The sequence below is a fragment of the Leptolyngbya sp. O-77 genome (genome assembly GCF_001548395.1).
Lineage (GTDB): Bacteria > Cyanobacteriota > Cyanobacteriia > Elainellales > Elainellaceae > Thermoleptolyngbya.
Genome location: NZ_AP017367.1, coordinates 3,750,254 through 3,767,324 on the forward strand (window position 1 = coordinate 3,750,254; position 17,071 = coordinate 3,767,324).

Annotated in this window: 14 protein-coding genes; 7 read left to right on the forward strand and 7 right to left on the reverse strand. The window is 56.8% G+C overall.

Annotated features, from left to right (window positions below; translation table 11 throughout):
- Positions 1–325: 325 nt before the first annotated feature.
- Entirely contained in the window at positions 326–961 is a 636-nt protein-coding gene (locus tag O77CONTIG1_RS15915) for a hypothetical protein (RefSeq protein ID WP_068512426.1), read from the reverse strand.
- Between the two features lie 770 nt (positions 962–1,731).
- Between O77CONTIG1_RS15915 and O77CONTIG1_RS15925 the strand changes: the two genes are divergently transcribed.
- Positions 1,732–2,187 (forward strand): hypothetical protein, encoded by a 456-nt coding sequence (locus tag O77CONTIG1_RS15925; protein WP_156435347.1) that lies wholly within the window; start codon positions 1,732–1,734, stop codon positions 2,185–2,187.
- 122 nt (positions 2,188–2,309) lie between these two features.
- On the opposite strand, the gene glcD is transcribed toward O77CONTIG1_RS15925, so the two are convergent.
- Positions 2,310–3,785, reverse strand: a complete 1,476-nt coding sequence (gene glcD, locus O77CONTIG1_RS15930; protein WP_068512434.1) for a glycolate oxidase subunit GlcD — start codon at positions 3,783–3,785, stop codon at positions 2,310–2,312.
- 321 nt (positions 3,786–4,106) lie between these two features.
- Between glcD and O77CONTIG1_RS15935 the strand changes: the two genes are divergently transcribed.
- Positions 4,107–5,333 (forward strand): homocysteine biosynthesis protein, encoded by a 1,227-nt coding sequence (locus tag O77CONTIG1_RS15935; RefSeq protein WP_068512437.1) that lies wholly within the window; start codon positions 4,107–4,109, stop codon positions 5,331–5,333.
- Between the two features lie 39 nt (positions 5,334–5,372).
- Here the strand turns inward: O77CONTIG1_RS15935 and O77CONTIG1_RS15940 are convergent, their stop codons facing one another.
- Complete coding sequence (locus tag O77CONTIG1_RS15940; protein ID WP_156435349.1) at positions 5,373–6,692, reverse strand: hypothetical protein; 1,320 nt, start codon at positions 6,690–6,692, stop codon at positions 5,373–5,375.
- A 383-nt stretch (positions 6,693–7,075) separates the two neighbouring features.
- Between O77CONTIG1_RS15940 and O77CONTIG1_RS15950 the strand changes: the two genes are divergently transcribed.
- Positions 7,076–8,032, forward strand: coding sequence for a tetratricopeptide repeat protein (locus O77CONTIG1_RS15950; RefSeq protein WP_156435352.1), 957 nt, complete (start codon positions 7,076–7,078; stop codon positions 8,030–8,032).
- 64 nt (positions 8,033–8,096) lie between these two features.
- Positions 8,097–9,158, forward strand: coding sequence for a threonine aldolase family protein (locus tag O77CONTIG1_RS15955; protein ID WP_068512449.1), 1,062 nt, complete (start codon positions 8,097–8,099; stop codon positions 9,156–9,158).
- Between the two features lie 57 nt (positions 9,159–9,215).
- On the opposite strand, the gene O77CONTIG1_RS15960 is transcribed toward O77CONTIG1_RS15955, so the two are convergent.
- The 4 genes from O77CONTIG1_RS15960 to O77CONTIG1_RS24715 all read right to left on the reverse strand — a co-directional run bounded on the left by O77CONTIG1_RS15960 (position 9,216) and on the right by O77CONTIG1_RS24715 (position 13,482).
- Positions 9,216–9,620, reverse strand: coding sequence for a hypothetical protein (locus tag O77CONTIG1_RS15960; RefSeq protein WP_068512451.1), 405 nt, complete (start codon positions 9,618–9,620; stop codon positions 9,216–9,218).
- Positions 9,621–10,471: 851 nt separating this feature from the next.
- Positions 10,472–11,893 carry a hypothetical protein gene (locus O77CONTIG1_RS25630; protein ID WP_068512455.1) on the reverse strand — a complete coding sequence of 474 codons (1,422 nt, stop codon included), beginning with the start codon at positions 11,891–11,893 and terminating at the stop codon, positions 10,472–10,474.
- Positions 11,894–12,534: 641 nt separating this feature from the next.
- Positions 12,535–12,924 (reverse strand): hypothetical protein, encoded by a 390-nt coding sequence (locus O77CONTIG1_RS15980; protein ID WP_084782735.1) that lies wholly within the window; start codon positions 12,922–12,924, stop codon positions 12,535–12,537.
- Positions 12,925–13,026: 102 nt separating this feature from the next.
- Positions 13,027–13,482 (reverse strand): hypothetical protein, encoded by a 456-nt coding sequence (locus tag O77CONTIG1_RS24715; protein WP_156435356.1) that lies wholly within the window; start codon positions 13,480–13,482, stop codon positions 13,027–13,029.
- Positions 13,483–14,010: 528 nt separating this feature from the next.
- Here O77CONTIG1_RS24715 and O77CONTIG1_RS15990 point away from each other — a divergent pair.
- From O77CONTIG1_RS15990 to O77CONTIG1_RS16000, 3 genes are all read left to right on the forward strand, one after another.
- Positions 14,011–14,946 carry a carbohydrate ABC transporter permease gene (locus tag O77CONTIG1_RS15990; RefSeq protein ID WP_084782737.1) on the forward strand — a complete coding sequence of 312 codons (936 nt, stop codon included), beginning with the start codon at positions 14,011–14,013 and terminating at the stop codon, positions 14,944–14,946.
- Positions 14,947–15,232: 286 nt separating this feature from the next.
- Positions 15,233–15,793, forward strand: coding sequence for a pantetheine-phosphate adenylyltransferase (gene coaD / locus O77CONTIG1_RS15995; RefSeq protein WP_068512465.1), 561 nt, complete (start codon positions 15,233–15,235; stop codon positions 15,791–15,793).
- Entirely contained in the window at positions 15,694–16,377 is a 684-nt protein-coding gene (locus O77CONTIG1_RS16000; RefSeq protein ID WP_068512470.1) for an ATP synthase F0 subunit B, read from the forward strand. Before coaD ends, O77CONTIG1_RS16000 begins: the two co-directional genes overlap by 100 nt.
- Positions 16,378–17,071: the final 694 nt, after the last annotated feature.

The window sequence follows — 17,071 nt, forward strand, 5'->3', positions numbered from 1 at the left end:
TCCTATTTAGAAAAGAGGGGCAAAAAGCTAAACGGGAATCAATATTCAGACAAAATTTGGACAAAGTGGACGAATTGGACGGATAAGATACTTCTCCAAAATCGACCAGCCAATTAGAAAACCAAGCGTTAGATAAGGACAAGTCATCAAACAAAATCGTTAAATCGAGTTCGTCAAGCAAGCAATCCAAGTCAACAAATACCGAGAAAAGCAGATGCACTAAGGCTCGATCGAGGACGGGCTATCAGGTCACCACTGCAATCACCGCTGCAATCACAACCGTCACCACAACTGCAAAAGCAGTGTGACCCGATAAATCACCCTGCTATTTGCTGGTCAGCGAAGAAGCCAGCTCGACGACCTTGCTCAAACTGGCCAGGTGCTCAGAAATCGACTTGACATCGACAGACCCCGTGCTGATGCTGCTGGCATCGTCTGCAAGCTGCTTAATTGCCTGAGCTGCCTGAGAAACCAAGTCCTTGGAGCCGAAGACCTTAGTTTCGATCTGCTCCTTCAGAGCGTTTCCAGCATCGTCAGCAAACGCCTTCAGATCAGCCTGGAGCTTGCTTGCAGCAGCCTTAGACGCATCAGCCACGGTGTCAGATTCGACTTTTAAGGCATCCAGCGCAGCGACCGACTCATTCAGCTTGGCGCTAGCTTTAACAAAACTCTTGGAGAGTTTGGCTTGCTCAGCAGAACCCGCAGGCGCAGTCGCCAACTTGTCCAGAGTTAGCTTCAGGTCATCTGCCAGCTTCTGAGCATCTTTGAGACTCTTCGGCACGAGTTTGCTGACATCCGAAGCGTAGTCATCAATAACTTCCTGGGTATTGGACAGGGTTTCGATGAAGCTCTTGAGTTGGGAGGACAGCGTTGGCTCGGCAACCTTGGCTAGCACTGGAGGTGTGATGCTCATCGGAGCGGCGATCGCCCCATCGCCGACTAGCGCAGACAGCAGTAACAAAACTCCAGCGAGGAACCCAACAAGAACCCGATTGAAAAATGAAGTCATAAAACTACAAAATCCCTTTGAACTCAGTAAAGCTGACTCAGCAGAATCTAATCACAGAACGTAGACTCGCCCTATTAAGAAATCCCAAAGAAATTAATGGTATTGCATCACAACTAGAGTCGAGCAAGCGCGATGGAACAGACCGAAACCTTCAAACAATGAGAATCCTAGAAACAGAATCCCTAGAATTGGAATTAATAAAACATTAGAAAATGAACACTCTATCGATCGCGCTACTCCTGCACTACTCCACGCAACTTAACAATGGCATCGCAGCAACTATTTCTATGTTTGAGCAGAGTCAGAAAATCTTTAAGAAACTTGATGACCGTAGATTAATAGAGCGCACTCCTGAGGTCAAGTCGCCTGTGCTACAAGGAGGAAGGAGGGGTAATCTACGAATTTTTTAAGCGTCAATCTCAAATTTACTCTTTGAACTTACGGAAGGTTTTCGATTTAGATGTATCCGATTTTTGTCAACACTACGGAATCCCGAACCACCTGTTTGAAGAATAGATCTGAAGGGCGAATTTCATCCTTTTCTAGGCAATCAACGTTTCAAATCCAATCCAAGCTCCGCTTCTGACTTCATGTGAACGCAAGAAGCTAACAGGTGTGATTAAACCATGCAAACTTACCTACTGCTTAGTCTGGTTGTCAGTCCGTTGATTGTCGGATCTGTGCTTGCTTTTGTGATCAGCGCATCGTGGATATCGATGTTGATGGTTTTGCTGGGTGCGATCGCCGGAGCAATTTTGACTATGCCCTCAGGGATTTTCTGGTTACAAACGCTGCACCAGGAGTGGATACAATCCCAGGCTGCCGGGTTTGTTTTTGTCCCGATCATTCTTCCATTCTTTGCGTATGTCGGGGCGATCGCAGGCGCAAGTTTGGTGGTTTTCCTCTATGGCTACGACGGAAACCCTGCGTCTGGCATGTGGCTTCATCTCGTGGCAAGTTGCCTCACGGTTGTCGTGGCTGGGTTGATTCCCTCGGCGATCGCCGCGATTCCCTCTTTTCCCAATTCCGCGAATGCAGCAGGGCAAGCAGACGAACGATTGGTGTTTGTCCTTCTGTTTGCCATAGGCGCTGGAATTGCAAGTTCCTGGCTGGCAAGCCAACTCGCTTACCTGCTGATCCTCCTGATCATTCAGGGATACAGCAGCTTGGTTAACTAAAGCCCAGCGCCGAAGGGATAAGGCGAGAAATAGGCGAGCAATAGTTCTATCAACTCATTTTGGGCGAAGATGCTTGGGCGCAAGTCAGATCGTTGGTTCGGTCATGAGGCTTATCTTATCCTCTAGAACCGTTCTAGGGTGGGAAATGCGCTAGGGGCGATCGCCCTTGCGGCTTCTCCACAAGTCTTGGGCGTAGGAAAGATCTTGCCCGGATTCGCCAGCCCTTTGGGGTTAAACACCTGGCGGACGTATTGCATCGTCTCCAAATCGGCAGCAGAGAACATTTCGGGCATATAGCAGCGCTTGTCTGCACCAATACCATGTTCACCCGAAATACTGCCGCCCACCTTCACGCACAGCTTCAGGATGTCGCCGCCCAGCTCCTCGACTTTCTCCAACTCTCCAGGAATCGCGTTGTTATAGAGAATTAGCGGGTGCAGGTTGCCGTCGCCCGCATGAAATACATTCGCCACACGATAGCCGTGCTTTTGGCTCAGCGCCTCAATTTCTTGCAGCACATATTGCAGCTTCGTCCGGGGAATCACGCCGTCCTGCACGTAGTAATCGGGACTGATGCGGCCCATCGCAGCGAAGGCGGCCTTGCGGCCTTTCCACAGCGTCAGCCGCTCTTGCGGATCGCTGGCGGCAGTGATGTTTCGCGCCCCGTTTTGGCGACAGAGGGCTTCGACGCGCTGCGTGTTGGTGTCCACTTCTATCTTGGAGCCGTCTAGCTCAATCAGCAAAATCGCCTCAGCATCGCGGGGATAGCAGTTCGTGCCGACGACATCTTCCACGGCGTTGATGCTGAAATTGTCCATCATTTCCATGCCGCCGGGGATAATGCCCGCGCTGATAATGTCCGACACAGTTTGTCCCGCTGCTTCCACGCTAGAAAAATCCGCCAGCAGCACGCGGATGGTCTCCGGGGCTTTTAGAATCCGCAGCGTAATTTCTGTGGCAATACCCAGCGTCCCTTCGGAGCCGACGAAGATTCCAGTCAGGTCGTATCCGGGCATTTCAGGGATCTTGCCGCCCAAATCGACAACCTCGCCGGTCGCCGTCACCACTTTCAACCCCAGGACGTGGTTTACCGTCACACCATACTTCAAACAGTGAACCCCGCCAGAGTTTTCTGCCACGTTGCCGCCGATGGAGCAGATAATCTGGCTGGAGGGATCGGGCGCGTAGTAAAAGCCAGCGCCGCTGACGGCTTGCGTCACCCAGTTGTTGATCACACCGGGCTGCACCACGACGCGCTGATTTTCTAGGTCAATGTCCAAGATCTGGTTCATGCGGGCGGTGACGATCAGCACGCAGTCTTCCACAGGCAGCGCCCCGCCGGAGAGTCCCGTGCCTGCGCCTCTGGCGACAAAAGGGACTTGATGGCGATCGCACACTCGAATCACCTGCGCTACTTGCTCCGTCGTGCGTGGCAGCACCACCACCGCCGGCCGCTGCTTGTAGCTGGTCAGCCCGTCGCATTCGTAGACCAGCAGTTCTTCCTTGCGCCGAATCACGCCGGACTCGCCCAAAACCGCGTCAAATTCTCGCAAAATCGGGGCCCAGTCGCGTTGGGAAGACGTTTCGAGTGTCAGCATGTCCAGAGGTTCAGAGTAGTAGGAGAAGGAGTCAGGAATTGAAGATTAACTATAGATAAGGGGTTGACCGAGATGCGAACGAATCATTTGCCCTAACCTTATCATCAGGCGTTTTGCTGAAAGATGCTAGTCGTCGCCAAGGATGCAGATTCTCCTATACCTTTCCTATCTAGCCTATCTAGGAGGGACTTGAAATCCGCCCAACTCTTGCGTCCCCTGGCGTAAAGATCCCCTCCCCTTCACCAAGGGGGACTTCTAGCGCCCCCATCCCGAAGCCTGACTCCTGACCCCTGCAACCCCACTCCTGCACCCCGATCCCCTATGAAAACGATCGCCGAAATTAACGACAAGATTCAGCAGCAAACAGCCGTGGTGTGGACGGTGGAGGAGCTAAAGGCGCGGGTGGCAGAGTTGGGTGTGGCCCAGGTGGCGAAGACGGTGGACGTAGTGACGACGGGCACATTTGAGCCTGCGGAGTCATCTGGGGCGGTGCTGAACCTGGGGCATACGGACCCGCCGATTAAAATTCGCCAGTGCTGGCTGGATGGCGTGATGGCCTATTCGGGCTTTGGGGCGGTGGACTTGTATCTGGGCGCGAGTCAGATGGCGGAGATGGGCGGCGCGTGGGATACGCCTGATCCGGAGGAACTGCGCGAGGGCAAAGGGCGCAATGTGCCGCGAGAGCGGGGCGGCGGCCATGTCATCGCCGATTTGATTGCTGGCAAACCTGTAAAGCTGCGGGCGATCGGCCAGGTGACGGACTGCTATCCCCGTGCGTCGGTAGAGACGACGATTACCCGCGATACGATTAATCAGTTCTATCTATTTAACCCACGCAATCTGTATCAGAACTTTATCGTGGGCGTGAATGGGGGCGATCGCCCGCTTTATACCTACCTCGGCCCGCTCCAGCCGCGCCTAGGCAATGCAGTCTATGCCAATCCAGGAGCGCTGTCGCCCCTGCTCAATGACCCCGATTTGAAACTGGTAGGCATTGGCACGCGAATTTTTCTGGGGGGCGGCGTGGGCTATGTGGCCTGGGAGGGAACCCAGCATTTCCCCCTGCAAAAGCGGCTGCCCAACCGCACACCCATCGGCCCGGCAGCGACACTGGCGCTAATTGGCGATGCCAAGCAAATGAGCGATCGCTGGGTTAAGGGCTGCTATTTCAAAGGCTACGGCCCGTCGCTGATGATTGGCATTGGCGTGCCGCTGCCCGTGCTGAATGAAACAGTCGTGGAGCGCTGCGCCGTGCAGGATGCCGACTTGGTGGCTCCGGTGGTGGATTTCTCGATTCCTCGGCGGGTGCGTCCCACCTTCGGACTGGTCAGCTATGCCCAGCTCAAATCAGGTCGCATCACCCTCGACGGCCGCAGCGTCCGCGCCGCGCCGCTGTCTAGCATTTTTCTGGCGCGACAAATAGCCCAGGAGCTAAAGCAGTGGATCGAGGCGGGAGAATTTACGCTGACGGAACCTGTGGCTCCCATTCCGGGCGATCGCACATTTCTAGCGCAAGATCGACTGGGGCCACAGCTCAGCCTGGAATAGCGGTTAGCCCAAAGCCAAAACCACCCTCAAGCATCTTCCTCAAACATCTTTCTGACGCTTGATAGGCTTAGACACGCCCTCGCGCCGCACGGGAGCCGACGCTGCCCCACCCTCGCCAGCGCGAACGGGACGAGACGGCGCGCCGCCCCGATCGGGGAATCGCTTCTTGCGAGCAAAGTTGCTCCGTGAACCGCCCCCCTTCGACTTGCGCTTCTTGGGTGGCACAAGTCCAATCATCGTGCCGTTCTGCAAGGTCAGGTTGTTGCCCTGTCGCTGTACGTGCAAATCCCAGAAATAGCCGACGGTTTTGCCTTCCAGAGTTCCATGCAGGATGATTTTGAACACCCGCTCCTTGTCTTCGCCAGGTTTATCAGTCTTTTTAGGAGACTGCTGGACGCGCACAACGACGCGGTTGTCTTCGGGAGAAACTGACATTACCTCGCCCCGCACCGAGAAGTAGCCGTCGGTAAGCCCATCCGGCATCCCAGTCTCCACAGTTTTAGATGCAGTTTCCGAAGCGGTTTCAGAAGAGGCTTCATCCGCTTCTGGTTCATCTGTGTCTCTGGATTTAGTTAAACTTTCAGGCTCCCAGACTCCCACAATCTGAGCATGGAGATCTGTTGCCTTTTCGCGGGTGCGGGGATACACCACCCACAGGTGCGCCTGGGTCAGGTCGAGATGCTTTTTCACCAGGCTCATCACCCGTCCCAACAGCACGGCATCGATCACGGTGCCGTCTTCTGTGGTCAGCGTGCCACGGGTAAACTGCTCCTCAGAGGGGGCATACACGCCGCGCACCAGCCCAATGGCGCGATACTGCATGGGTTCGCTGGCGGGCGGAATGGGGTGATTTCGCGGGGTGTTCTTTTCAGCTACGCCTGCGTCAATGGTTCCAGAGGCTGCCTCAGCGTTCCCTTGAGTTCCCACCTCCGCCACGGGTTCAGTCGCCGCTGGAGATTCAGCCACCGTGCTGTCTAGCTGGTCTGGCATTGCTGCGGGTTCTGCGACCGAAGGCTTAATGCTCTGAGGCTTGGGGTCTTCTTCGGGTTTGGCGGCGGCCGGGCGGACAGGCGGCTTGGGCGGCCTGGGTGGTGTTAGCGGCTTCACAGTAGCCGTCTTGTCATCCTGCGATAGGCTTTCTGAGGCATCCGGCTGGTGGGCATGAGCGTCAGCACCGTTGGGCGTGGGCAAATCGGATGGCACGGTCGGGGCATCGCTGGACAAAGCGGGGGCGGAAATCTGATCCATATCGGTCGGTACTGGTGAGGATAGCTCAGGTGCAGATGATGCCTGAGACGGTTCATTGGGGGACGACGATGACCCAGAAGACTTGGACGACTGAGCGCGAGACGAACTCATGCAACCTCCTTATTGCGGGAACCCATCCACCCGCAAACGCTGACAGGTAAATGCCAGTGAAACAACAAGCGAACCACTTGGAAATAAACACTAGGTTAACATCCAGGTTGATGCTGGCTGCCAGTCTTGATAGGCATTTTTATCGACTGAGCGTTTCAGGGTCAATCGGCTAAGGGCGGTTGGGGCATGTCCCCACTTGCAGGGAGTGAGCCTAGACAGGCCCAGAGTTGCCCGTTGCAAAGCGCGGGGCATCATTATTCCCTGCTGATTTATACAGAGGCGATCGCCCAGGATCAGGGATTTCGGCTGATGTTTTCGATGTTGGATCATAATGGAATGGCATTTGACAAATGCGAATTTCTATTTGAGTTTGGGGTTTGGCCGTGTTTGACAAGCGCAATCGTTGGATTGTTAACGGGGTGATGGCGATCGCCGCCTTCGCTTTCTTGGCCCTGCTGTTTCTGCCGTTCATGACGGCGCTGCGGTCAGGAGTAGCCAGTTCGGGTGCGTCGCCCAGCGCCACGCCCGGCGCGTCTCCTGCGTCGCAACAGGCGGAACTGGCAGATCAGGCGCGGGGCTATGAGCTGGTGCTGCAACGAGAACCCGACAATCAAACCGCGCTGCGGGGGCTGCTGGAAACCCGCATTCGCCAGGGCGACGTGCAGGGCGCAATCGAGCCATTGGAAAAGCTGGCCAAGCTCAACCCTGACCAGAGCGACTACACCGTGCTGCTGGCCCAGGCAAAACAGCGCGTGGGCGATCGCGAAGGAGCCGCCCAGGCCTACCGCAGCATCTTGGACACCCAGCCAGGAAATATCAACGCGCTGCAAGGGTTTGTGGATCTGATGCTAGAGCAGCAGCGCCCCGAAGCAGCCGTCAGCCTGCTGCAAGACACGCTCCGCACCGCCGATGAGCGAAATCGGGTGGCTCCGGGCAGCGTCGATGTGGTTTCGGTGCAACTGCTGCTGGGGCGGGTCTACGCGCAGCAGGGCAGGACGCAAGAGGCGATCGCCCTCTACGACCAGTCCATCGAGCAAAACGCCCTCGATTTTCGCCCAGTGCTGGGCAAGGCGCTCGTTCTGCAAGCCGCCGGACGCACCGAAGAATCCAAGCCCCTGTTTGACAGCGCCGCTGCCCTAGCTCCAGCGCAATATAAAGATCAGATCAACCAGCTTGCCAGCGGCGGACAGGGGCAAACTGCTGCATCGCCCTTGGAATCGGCTCCAGCGGAGGCACCCGCAGGCACAACGCCCCTGCCCAGCCCAACGACCCTCCCAGCAGGCAGCCCTGCGGCCGAGAGCAGCCCTTCTTCGCCATCCCGCGTCACGGGCAATCCCTAAACGGTTCGCAATCTGCCACATCCAACTCCCTTAAAATCTGCAACCAGCACTCTCTCAGCCACCCATGAACTTTTGCAGCGATAACGTGACCGGAGCGTCGCCCGAAATTCTGTCTGCGCTGATTGCTGCCAATGGCGGGGCCGCGATGCCCTACGGTGATGACGAAATCACGCAGCGACTTCAGCAGCGGTTTTGTGACCTGTTTGAAACGAACCTGTTGATGTTCCCGGTGGCCACGGGGTCTGCGGCAAACGCGCTGGCTCTGTCGGTCGTTGCGCCGCCCTACGGCGCGATCTACTGCCACGCCGAAGCCCACATCAACGTAGACGAGTGCGGCGCACCGGAACTGTTTACTGGCGGCGCAAAGCTGGTGACGCTCCCAGGGGAAAACGGCAAAATCACGGCAGAGGCACTGGCAAACGCGCTGGCAACAGCCGGAATCGGGTTTGTGCATCATGTCCAGCCGGCTGCCGTCAGCATTACCCAGGCAACCGAAGCGGGCACAGTGTATACGCTGGAAGAAATTCGGGCGATCGCCCAGGTGGCCCATCAATACCATCTGCCGCTGCACATGGACGGAGCGCGGTTTGCCAATGCTCTAGTCAGCCTGGGCTGCACGCCCGCAGAGATGACCTGGAAAGCAGGCGTAGACATGCTCTCCTTCGGGGCAACCAAGAATGGGGCGATCGCCGCCGAGGCCGTGGTTTTCTTTAATCCGCAGCAGGCGCAAGGGTTTGAATATCGCCGCAAGCGGGGCGGACATCTGTTTTCCAAGATGCGCTTCCTCTCTGCCCAGCTCGAAGCCTACCTCACGGACGACCTGTGGCTGCACAACGCCACCCACGCCAACCGCATGGCTCAGCGCCTCGCCACCGGCCTCCAGCCCCTCCCCGGCGTGACCCTCGCCTATCCCGTCGAGGCCAACGAGCTATTTGTTCGCTTTCCAGACCCCGTGCTAAAAGGACTCCAGGCAGATGGCTTCCGATTCTATGCCTGGGAGTCAGACGGCCGCTCGATGGTGCGCTTGGTGACGGCGTTCAACACCGCAGAGGCCGATGTCGATGTCTTCCTCAGCGCTGCTCAGCACCACAGCCGACAGACAGTAGAAGGGGCGATCGCCTCCTAATACCAGGATGTTTGATCAACTTTGCCCTTTTTGCTCTGCTCTTTTTTTCTCTTTCGACTAGCCAGCTCGGTGCAGCGACGCAGGCACGCTTAGGTGACAGGTTCGCAGCGGCGGGAAGATCGTCTCTCCGTTCACCTCTACACCGACGGCTCCCTCTACGCCCAGCGCCAAGGCGACCAGTTCGTGCTTGGTCTGGGGGTTGGGAAAGCGACCGGTCAGCAAGACGATCGCCCCTCGCTGGCTCACGCGCAGCCCCAGCAGGTCATCTTCGCAGCAGTGCTGTCGGAAGCAATGCTCGACCCGCTTAGAGAGTCCGTTGTAGTCGTATTCTCCGCATAGCCCAACCCGCTCTGGCGGAATGCGCCGGAATAGCGGCAGAACAGGAGAAAAAACTGACAGAGCGCCAGAGCTGTCGCTACTCTGGTTCTCTTCTGGCTCTGAAAAGGATTGCCGTAAGCTCATCTTGAAGGATGTCACCTGAGGGGTTATCAAAGCCAAGACATCAACAAACGGGGAAGACACGAGATCGAGAAGACACAAAACAAGCGTGATCCTGAACCTGCAATCCGGAGGGCGATCGCCCAAATCGTCTGCCCTAAAGTCGCCTCATCATAGGAGCAGCCCTACGCAAAAAAGCAGCAGGGAACACATTTAAGTAACTGCCCTGAGTGACTGCCCATTTTGCTCCTGAGTCATGCAAGTCATGTGTAATCGGGTGACAGGCAAGTAAGAGGCAAGTAAGGGGCGAACGAACGATGTGGGCAACGCAGGGATTGCCTACTGAAAAGCCGCTCTGCGCGGAGACTCAGTTGCTTCCGAAAAAAGTCTAACGAGAGAGCTATTTCTCAATAGAAACTTTTCACAGACGTTTGAGCTTTCCGTATTTCAACTGAGTGCGCCGCATAGCGTATACATAAACATACCGTGTACTCCGCAAAAAATCAACCGATTGTTGTAATAATTATCACTTTAGCTGATCCATTTGCGGATCTTTGAGCGTTGAGTCCGTAAAACTCCGTAAAGCTCTGATGAGGAAAGGCTGAATCTTCATGGTTGCACCAATGGTCGGGCAAGACTGAGGATTCACTCAGGAAGTTCCCGGCAGACTGGCTTTTCAAACTGGCTTCTAAACTGGCTTCTCAAAGGCTTCTCAAAATTGAGCGCGACTTCCCTGAGGCGAGAGACCCTAGTGCCCTATTGCCGAAGTTCCATTGCCGTAGTTCCATTGCCGTAGTTCCATTGCCGAAGTTCAATGACCTGAAGCTATCCTGTTCCATTCAGATGACGTAGGGTTACAGCAGGTCGAATGACAGTCAGCGACTTTCTGCATCGCCGGTGTTTTTAGCTACAGGCTGAGACAGCAAAATTTCGGGTCGTGAAGCCAAGGATTGTGCCGAGGGCGCAGCAGCGGAGGGTGGGGTTGTGGATAGACCAACGAGTGCGGCCTTCGTGAGATTGAGGGCGTTGGCGCTAGCCTCGCGGAGCGATATCGCCCGCTGCACGGCCACCATCCGGCGGGCCTGGTCGCGGGTGATACTTTCGGTCGTGTTGCCCAGCCCTGGCGCATTCCAGCGCTGTGTGTCGGGGTCGAGAAAGGCGCGGGTGCGGGCCCACAGAATCGCTTCTTCGCCCGTGATCCCCTGCTGACGCGCTTCGAGCAGACGATCGAGATAGCCGCCTCGACTCAATGCCGCACGGGGCGATTGATTCGCTAGGTCAATGCCGTTGAGTTGTTCTGCCAAACTTAGCTCCAATCCCAGGTTGGCGGCAATTTGCTGGAGTTGATGTGCCTGCCGCTGGAGCCGCTGGATTTGCTTGCGGTCGGCTTCGGCCGGGGAAGCAGCACCGTGCTGGTAAGAAAAGGTGCCCAGGTTCCACACGCCATTGCCCGGATCGGTGTGCCCCTGGTAGGCGGCTGTGTAGTCGCCGCGCGGCGTGCGTGTGCCCTCGGCGCTGCCCACGGCGATCGCCACCAGCGAGTCTATTCCACCTGCAAAGGCCGCCTGAAGCATGGCGGGTAATGCAGCGGCAACCGCTGAACCTTCTAGGGATTCTGAGGTGGCAGCAGGGGCGATCGCCGCCGGAGCCATTTCCAGGTCAAAACTCAGGGCCGGATCTTTGGCAACGGGCGGCGATACCACCAGCGTCATAGAAACAGGCACTTCAGACCAAGAAACGGGCGGAGAGGTTTCTGATGGCGGTGCCTGCCCCAGGGACGATACATCGGGCAGTGGCGCAGGCGGCGCGACCTGGATATTTGCAAGGTTGGGAGCGGGTGATCTGGGCGGCGGGGGTGGCAACTTTAGCTGGGCGGCGGTTCGTCCTTTTCCTAATGGTGGTTCGGTCGCTTGAGGGGGCACGGCCAGCGGTACGATGGGCGGCTGAGCAGCAGGTTCGGGTGGCGCGGAGGGGGCGATCGCCGCAATCGTAGAGCCTGGTGGATTGGAATCTGTGGGGCTGGAGGCAGGAGGCGATAACTCCAGTGATAGGGGAGTTGATAGGGGAGTCTGGGAAGGGGCGATATCGCTCCGCGAGGCCAGCGCCAACGCCGTCTGGTTTACCACCGATCCCGCCAGCACCAGCGCCATCGATCCCGCCAGCAGCCCTCTAAAAGTAGACCAGCGGATGGTACAGGGCGACTCGACAACCAGCGTCAGCGACGGGCCGGGCGAGTCGTCCGCCCAGTCCAGCGGATAGCCGCCGACGATATAACCCAGGATTGCCAATTCTGCCATGTTGGAGGTCGGTCAGGGAACGGTTTCGACTTTGGATTGGCGATTTTGGATTGCCAATTGAGCGTCTACTGAGACTGGGGCGATTCGCGCAGCGATCCCTATGGAAATCGCAGCACTCGGGTGAGCAGCGCGGCCGATGGTTCCACCCAGGGCCCAGCGGCCCGTCGGTTTGTTTTCTGAGAGCGGCAAAATGCAGTATCTCGCCCCGCCCCAGCGGTTGCCCTTCTCGCACACTGCCCAGGCTGGATCGCCGCAGCCCACACAGCCGCAGCAGATATGCAGGCACTTCGGGACTGGAAAACACCACGCAATCGCCCGCAGTTGGTTGTATCTGTCCATCAAACGGGGCATAGACTTGCCCGCCTGCCAAATCGATGGAAATATCGCCTAGCCCCGCCAGCACACGATGACCTGCGATCGCACTTCCTGGCTGGATTTGCCAGGTCTGATGGATGGGCACACTGCGAGCAGTTGGCGGTTCCTGGGCTATGCCGCAAGCTGCCAGAGGAAGCAGCAGGGCGATTCGCAAAGCGTTCGCGCAAGCGGTGCGGCATACTTTCCCTACGGGAATCACCCCCCAGATTTGCCATCGACTCTGGCGGTTGCTGTGAGCGTTCTGGGTTTGCCGCCCACTCAAGATGCTACTTCTTAAACACAAAGTCATAGCCTGCATACTCGTTGCCCTCGTACAGCACCACAAACCAGGTCTGCGGGTCAAATGCCAGCGGATAGGCCTCGCGCTCGGCGGGCACTCCAGCGCGAATTTCGATCTGCGGCAGCCGACAATAGGGTTCGCTGATCACTGCTTTCACCTGATCCCGGCTACTGCGCTCAGGAATGCTGAGCAGTTGTGAAAGCTTGTCGCGGTGCAGCACCGACTGCGACTGCACCACCTCCAGACACTTGTTGCTGACCGGCTTAGGGCGGCGATCGCCCAAATCCGTCATCAGCATCGCCAGCATCAGCAGCGCCCCACCCATCACCAAATAGGATGAGGGGGTTTTGCGTTCGGGTTTACGGTGCTTCATCATTTCCTCCTTCGCCAACTAGCACAAAGCAAGACAGCACAATTAATAGCCAGGCCGCTCCAAGAAGTACGCTCATAGGAATTAAGGGGGGTGAGGGGGTTAACTTTAGAGCCAAAATCCGGTCAGGAAGAGTCCAGCAGCAATCAGACAGAGGTGATAGCCCAATAGCAGCGACAGACGCGGAACTCGGAACGACAGGGCCGTTGCCACGATTGCAGGGGTGAGCAGGGCGATCGCCACGGGAACCCAAAGCTGCGGCAGCGCCACTAGAATTTGGTGCGTCACCACCCGAAACAGCACACCACCCGCCAACCAAACCCCCGCTTCGGCACAAAACGACAGCGGCCCGGTCGGCGGTTGCAGCCATTTCGCCAGCCTTCGCCCCCAAGCTGGATAGCCAGCCGACGATTGGGGGCGAGTCCGTCTGACCGCTCGCCCTCTAGAAAGAGCCGGGTCAGCCGACGCTGAAGAACGCGGAGTAGCTGGGGCAGCCGCTGGGGATGAACCGTTTGCTTTGGGCGGAGCGGGGGCAAGCTGAATTTGCATAGGGCGGATTTGCATGGGGCACGTTAGCGCGAGGGAAGATTGGGAAGCCCAAAGCCTGATCCATCCAAAAATTGGAAGCATTGCAGGCGATTCGGGAATTCAGAACACCAACTTCAGGTCGGGCTTGCAACAAAGCGGGTTTACAGTAGTGCAATCCAAAACAGGCAGTACAAGATAACGCTCTGCAAGATAGTGCAATCCAATAAGGAGTGGGTAGTAAGCGGTGAGCAATTCGCAGTGGGCAATTAGCGGCGGGGTGAGTGAAATTGGCGATCGCGCTATCGTTGCAGAGCAACATCGCCCCTACAAAACTGCGTTCCTTTAGTTTAGTACAATTGTACTTAAAACGTAAATGATCTAACGCCCTAGCTTTTGTGCGCTTTTTCCTGAGGCCGGCGTCTGGCTCGTATTCCCGTTCTCTGAACGATTTCCGCCCCTCTTTTCCCACGCCATCGCGCCTATCTCGTGCGCCCAGCGACGCAGCAACGTTATGATTCCTTCTGTATCACACACTTGCTGGGCCGTCCCCCGATCCTCAAACGCATGGCCTCCCCCCTGTCTACTGAACACGCTTCGGCTGCCCGCCCAGTCCGCACCAGGGTATGGCTTTCACGGCTCACGCCCTACCTGTTTCTGGCTCCGGCGCTGCTGGTGTTGGGGCTGACGATTTTTTACCCCGCGCTCAACGCCTTCTACCTCAGCTTCACCCGGTTTGAATTTGACATCACCCAGCCCCCCGCCTGGGTCGGCACCGAAAACTTTCAGCGCCTCCTCGGCGATCCCATCTTCTGGCAAACGCTGCGAAACACGCTGCTCTATTTAATCTGCGTTGTTCCAATCCTGGTGACGCTGCCGCTGGGGTTGGCGATCCTGGTAAACCGGGCGCTGCCGGGGATTGGCTGGTTTCGGGCGGCGTTTTATACGCCCGTGGTGATTTCGATGGTAGTGGCGGGGATCGCCTGGCGCTGGCTCTATGCCGAAACGGGGCTGCTGAACCAATTGCTGCGCTGGCTGGGGCTATCGGAAGCGGGTGTGCCCTGGCTGACCAGTCCGCAACTGGCCCTGTTTAGCGTCATGGCGGTGACGATTTGGAAAGGGCTGGGCTATTACATGGTGATTTACCTGGCGGGGCTGCAAGCAATCCCAGCGGATTTGTATGAAGCGGGGGCGATCGATGGCTCCACAGGCTGGAAAAAACATTGGGATATTACGGTGCCGCTGATGCGTCCCTATCTGCTGCTGGTGGCGGTGATTTCTGCCATTTCAGCGACCAAGGTGTTTGAGGAAGTGTTTGTGATGACGCAGGGCGGCCCGCGCAACAGTTCCAAAACAATGGTTTACTACGTGTACGAGCGGGCGTTTCAGGATTTGGAGTTGAGCTACGCTTGTACGATAGGGCTGGTGCTGTTTCTAATTATTTTGGGTTTGTCGGTGCTGCGGCTGATGCTGCGTTCGGAATCGCTAGATTTGCCTGGATGACGCATGATTTCTGACGATTTCTAACAAAACCTCGGCAAAACCCTTGCAAAACTTTAGATAAAACTTTCCGGTTAGCTTCTAGAAAGCTTCGCCGTATAATGTCTGGGCATCTATCATTTTCATGAACCGAATTGTTCTGAGTGCATCCCATTCATTAACCCGACTAAACTCGTCCTATAAGCTGCTCGGTTACATTCGATACTTGTTTCGCTGATTGGACAAGATTTGCTTCTTGCCTGCATTGTCACCGTTGCCATCGATCCTTAAAATCTGACTACACAATCCTGTGATAGCGGTTTATCCTGGTAGTTTTGACCCCATTACCCTGGGGCATCTCGATATCATCGAGCGCGGCAGTCGGCTATTTGGTCGGCTGATTGTCGTCGTTATGCGGAATCCAAGCAAAACGCCGCTGTTTCCGGTTCATCAGCGGGTGGCGCAGATTCAGCAGGCCACTCAGCATTTGCCGAATGTCGAAGTTGACACATTTGATGGATTGACCGTGACCTATGCCAGAATGCAGGGAGCAAAGGTTTTGCTGCGGGGGCTGCGTGTTCTCTCCGATTTTGAGAAAGAGCTGCAAATGGCCCACACCAACAAAACCCTGGCTGAGGATATCGAAACTTTCTTTCTAGCGACTTCGAGCGAGTATAGTTTTTTGAGCAGCAGCCTAGTCAAAGAAATCGCCAAGTTTGGCGGCCCCGTTGATCATCTCGTCCCTTCCGCCGTCGCGTTAGATATCTGCCAATGCTACGCCAAGACTCCCCCAACCGCATCGCCCCAGACCGCAATGGAACCAGCGCCAACGCCGGCCTCAACGGAGAGGCGAGCCGAGTCGGTGGAGTAGACATCCAGCGCGAACTGGCCAAGCTGGAAGAGATGATCCTGGAAGGGTCACGGCTGCCGATTATCAATCGGACGCTGATCAACGAGGATCAAGTGCTGGATCAGCTGGAGCTGGTGCAGATGAACCTGCATCCGGCGTTTGAAGAGGCGAAGAAGCTGCTTCAGCACAAGGAAGAGATTTTGCTGGAGGCGGAGCAATACGCCCAGGAAATCATTGAAACGGCAGAGCGACGGGCAGCGCAAATCCTCGACGAGATGGGGCTAGTGCGGCAGGCGGAGCTAGAGATGAAGCAGATTCGCCAGCGCGTGCAGCAAGAGTGTGAAGTGGCCCATGAGCAGGCGATGGTGGAAATTGAGCGGATGCGGCGGCAGACTCAGCAGGAAATTGAAGAGATGCGGCGGCGGGCGATCGCCGAGTGTGAGGAAATCCAGGCTGGCGCAGATGACTACGCCGATCGCATTCTGCAAGACCTAGAGCAGCAGTTTTCCGACATGCTGCGTGTTGTTCGCAACGGCCGGGGCCAGCTCCAGCCCGCAGCTCCGGCGCGAAATCTGTCGCGGGGGGGCGATCGCCCTAAGAAATAGAGTCAGAAATAAAAATAGAGTCAGAAATCAAGTCTTGGGGCTGAGTCTTAGGGCTAGCGACTGAAGTCTAGCCCTGATCTCTGCCGCTCTGCTTTCTGGGTTCAACCAGCGCCCCTTGCAGCGGCTCGGTCAGCTTCTGGTAGGTGGTGGCCAGCAGCATATCCAGGTAGGCGCGGAGGCGGTGCCACTGTCGGAGGTTAGGGCGATAGGTCTGGTTGTCTTGCTTGAAAAACAGCGGTGCTTCTAGCAGTTGGGCCGCATTAGACTGGCTGGCGGTGGTAGGCATGAGCAGCGCTGTGTCCAGCATCGGCACCAGGCCGGGCGGCAGATGCCCCTCTAGCAGCGCAAGAACATGCTGGCGACAGGCAGCGGTATCAATGCCGCGCCGTTCTAGCGTGTGCAGCACACTGTCGAGGGTAACAGGGTGTTCAGGGAAGGTTCGCAGCAACTCCATCAGCAGATAATAGTCGCTGGTTTGGTGGCGCGGCCGGTTTAGCACCTGCGGATGCAGCGGCAGCACCGCTAGACCGTAGGCGACGCGGCTACAGGCGGTAGAGGCATGACCCGCTGACAGGTAAGTGTCCTGGATGATGGTGGCGTTGGGCAGCTTTTGATGCAGCCAGCGGGCGATCGCCACTAGCGAGGCGCTGCCCCCAGAGCAGATCACCTGGCGAATTTCCAGCCGCGACAGGCC

Coding starts and splice junctions, on each gene's coding strand:
- glcD (WP_068512434.1), bottom strand. CDS start 3,785: ATGCTGACACTCGAAACGTCTTCCCAACGCGACTGGGCCCCGATTTTG.
- O77CONTIG1_RS15955 (WP_068512449.1), top strand. CDS start 8,097: ATGAACTTTTGCAGCGATAACGTGACCGGAGCGTCGCCCGAAATTCTG.
- O77CONTIG1_RS15960 (WP_068512451.1), bottom strand. CDS start 9,620: ATGAGCTTACGGCAATCCTTTTCAGAGCCAGAAGAGAACCAGAGTAGC.
- O77CONTIG1_RS15980 (WP_084782735.1), bottom strand. CDS start 12,924: ATGATGAAGCACCGTAAACCCGAACGCAAAACCCCCTCATCCTATTTG.
- O77CONTIG1_RS24715 (WP_156435356.1), bottom strand. CDS start 13,482: ATGCAAATCCGCCCTATGCAAATTCAGCTTGCCCCCGCTCCGCCCAAA.
- O77CONTIG1_RS15925 (WP_156435347.1), top strand. CDS start 1,732: ATGGTTTTGCTGGGTGCGATCGCCGGAGCAATTTTGACTATGCCCTCA.
- O77CONTIG1_RS15935 (WP_068512437.1), top strand. CDS start 4,107: ATGAAAACGATCGCCGAAATTAACGACAAGATTCAGCAGCAAACAGCC.
- O77CONTIG1_RS25630 (WP_068512455.1), bottom strand. CDS start 11,893: ATGGCAGAATTGGCAATCCTGGGTTATATCGTCGGCGGCTATCCGCTG.
- O77CONTIG1_RS15990 (WP_084782737.1), top strand. CDS start 14,011: ATGGCCTCCCCCCTGTCTACTGAACACGCTTCGGCTGCCCGCCCAGTC.
- O77CONTIG1_RS16000 (WP_068512470.1), top strand. CDS start 15,694: ATGCTACGCCAAGACTCCCCCAACCGCATCGCCCCAGACCGCAATGGA.
- O77CONTIG1_RS15940 (WP_156435349.1), bottom strand. CDS start 6,692: ATGAGTTCGTCTCGCGCTCAGTCGTCCAAGTCTTCTGGGTCATCGTCG.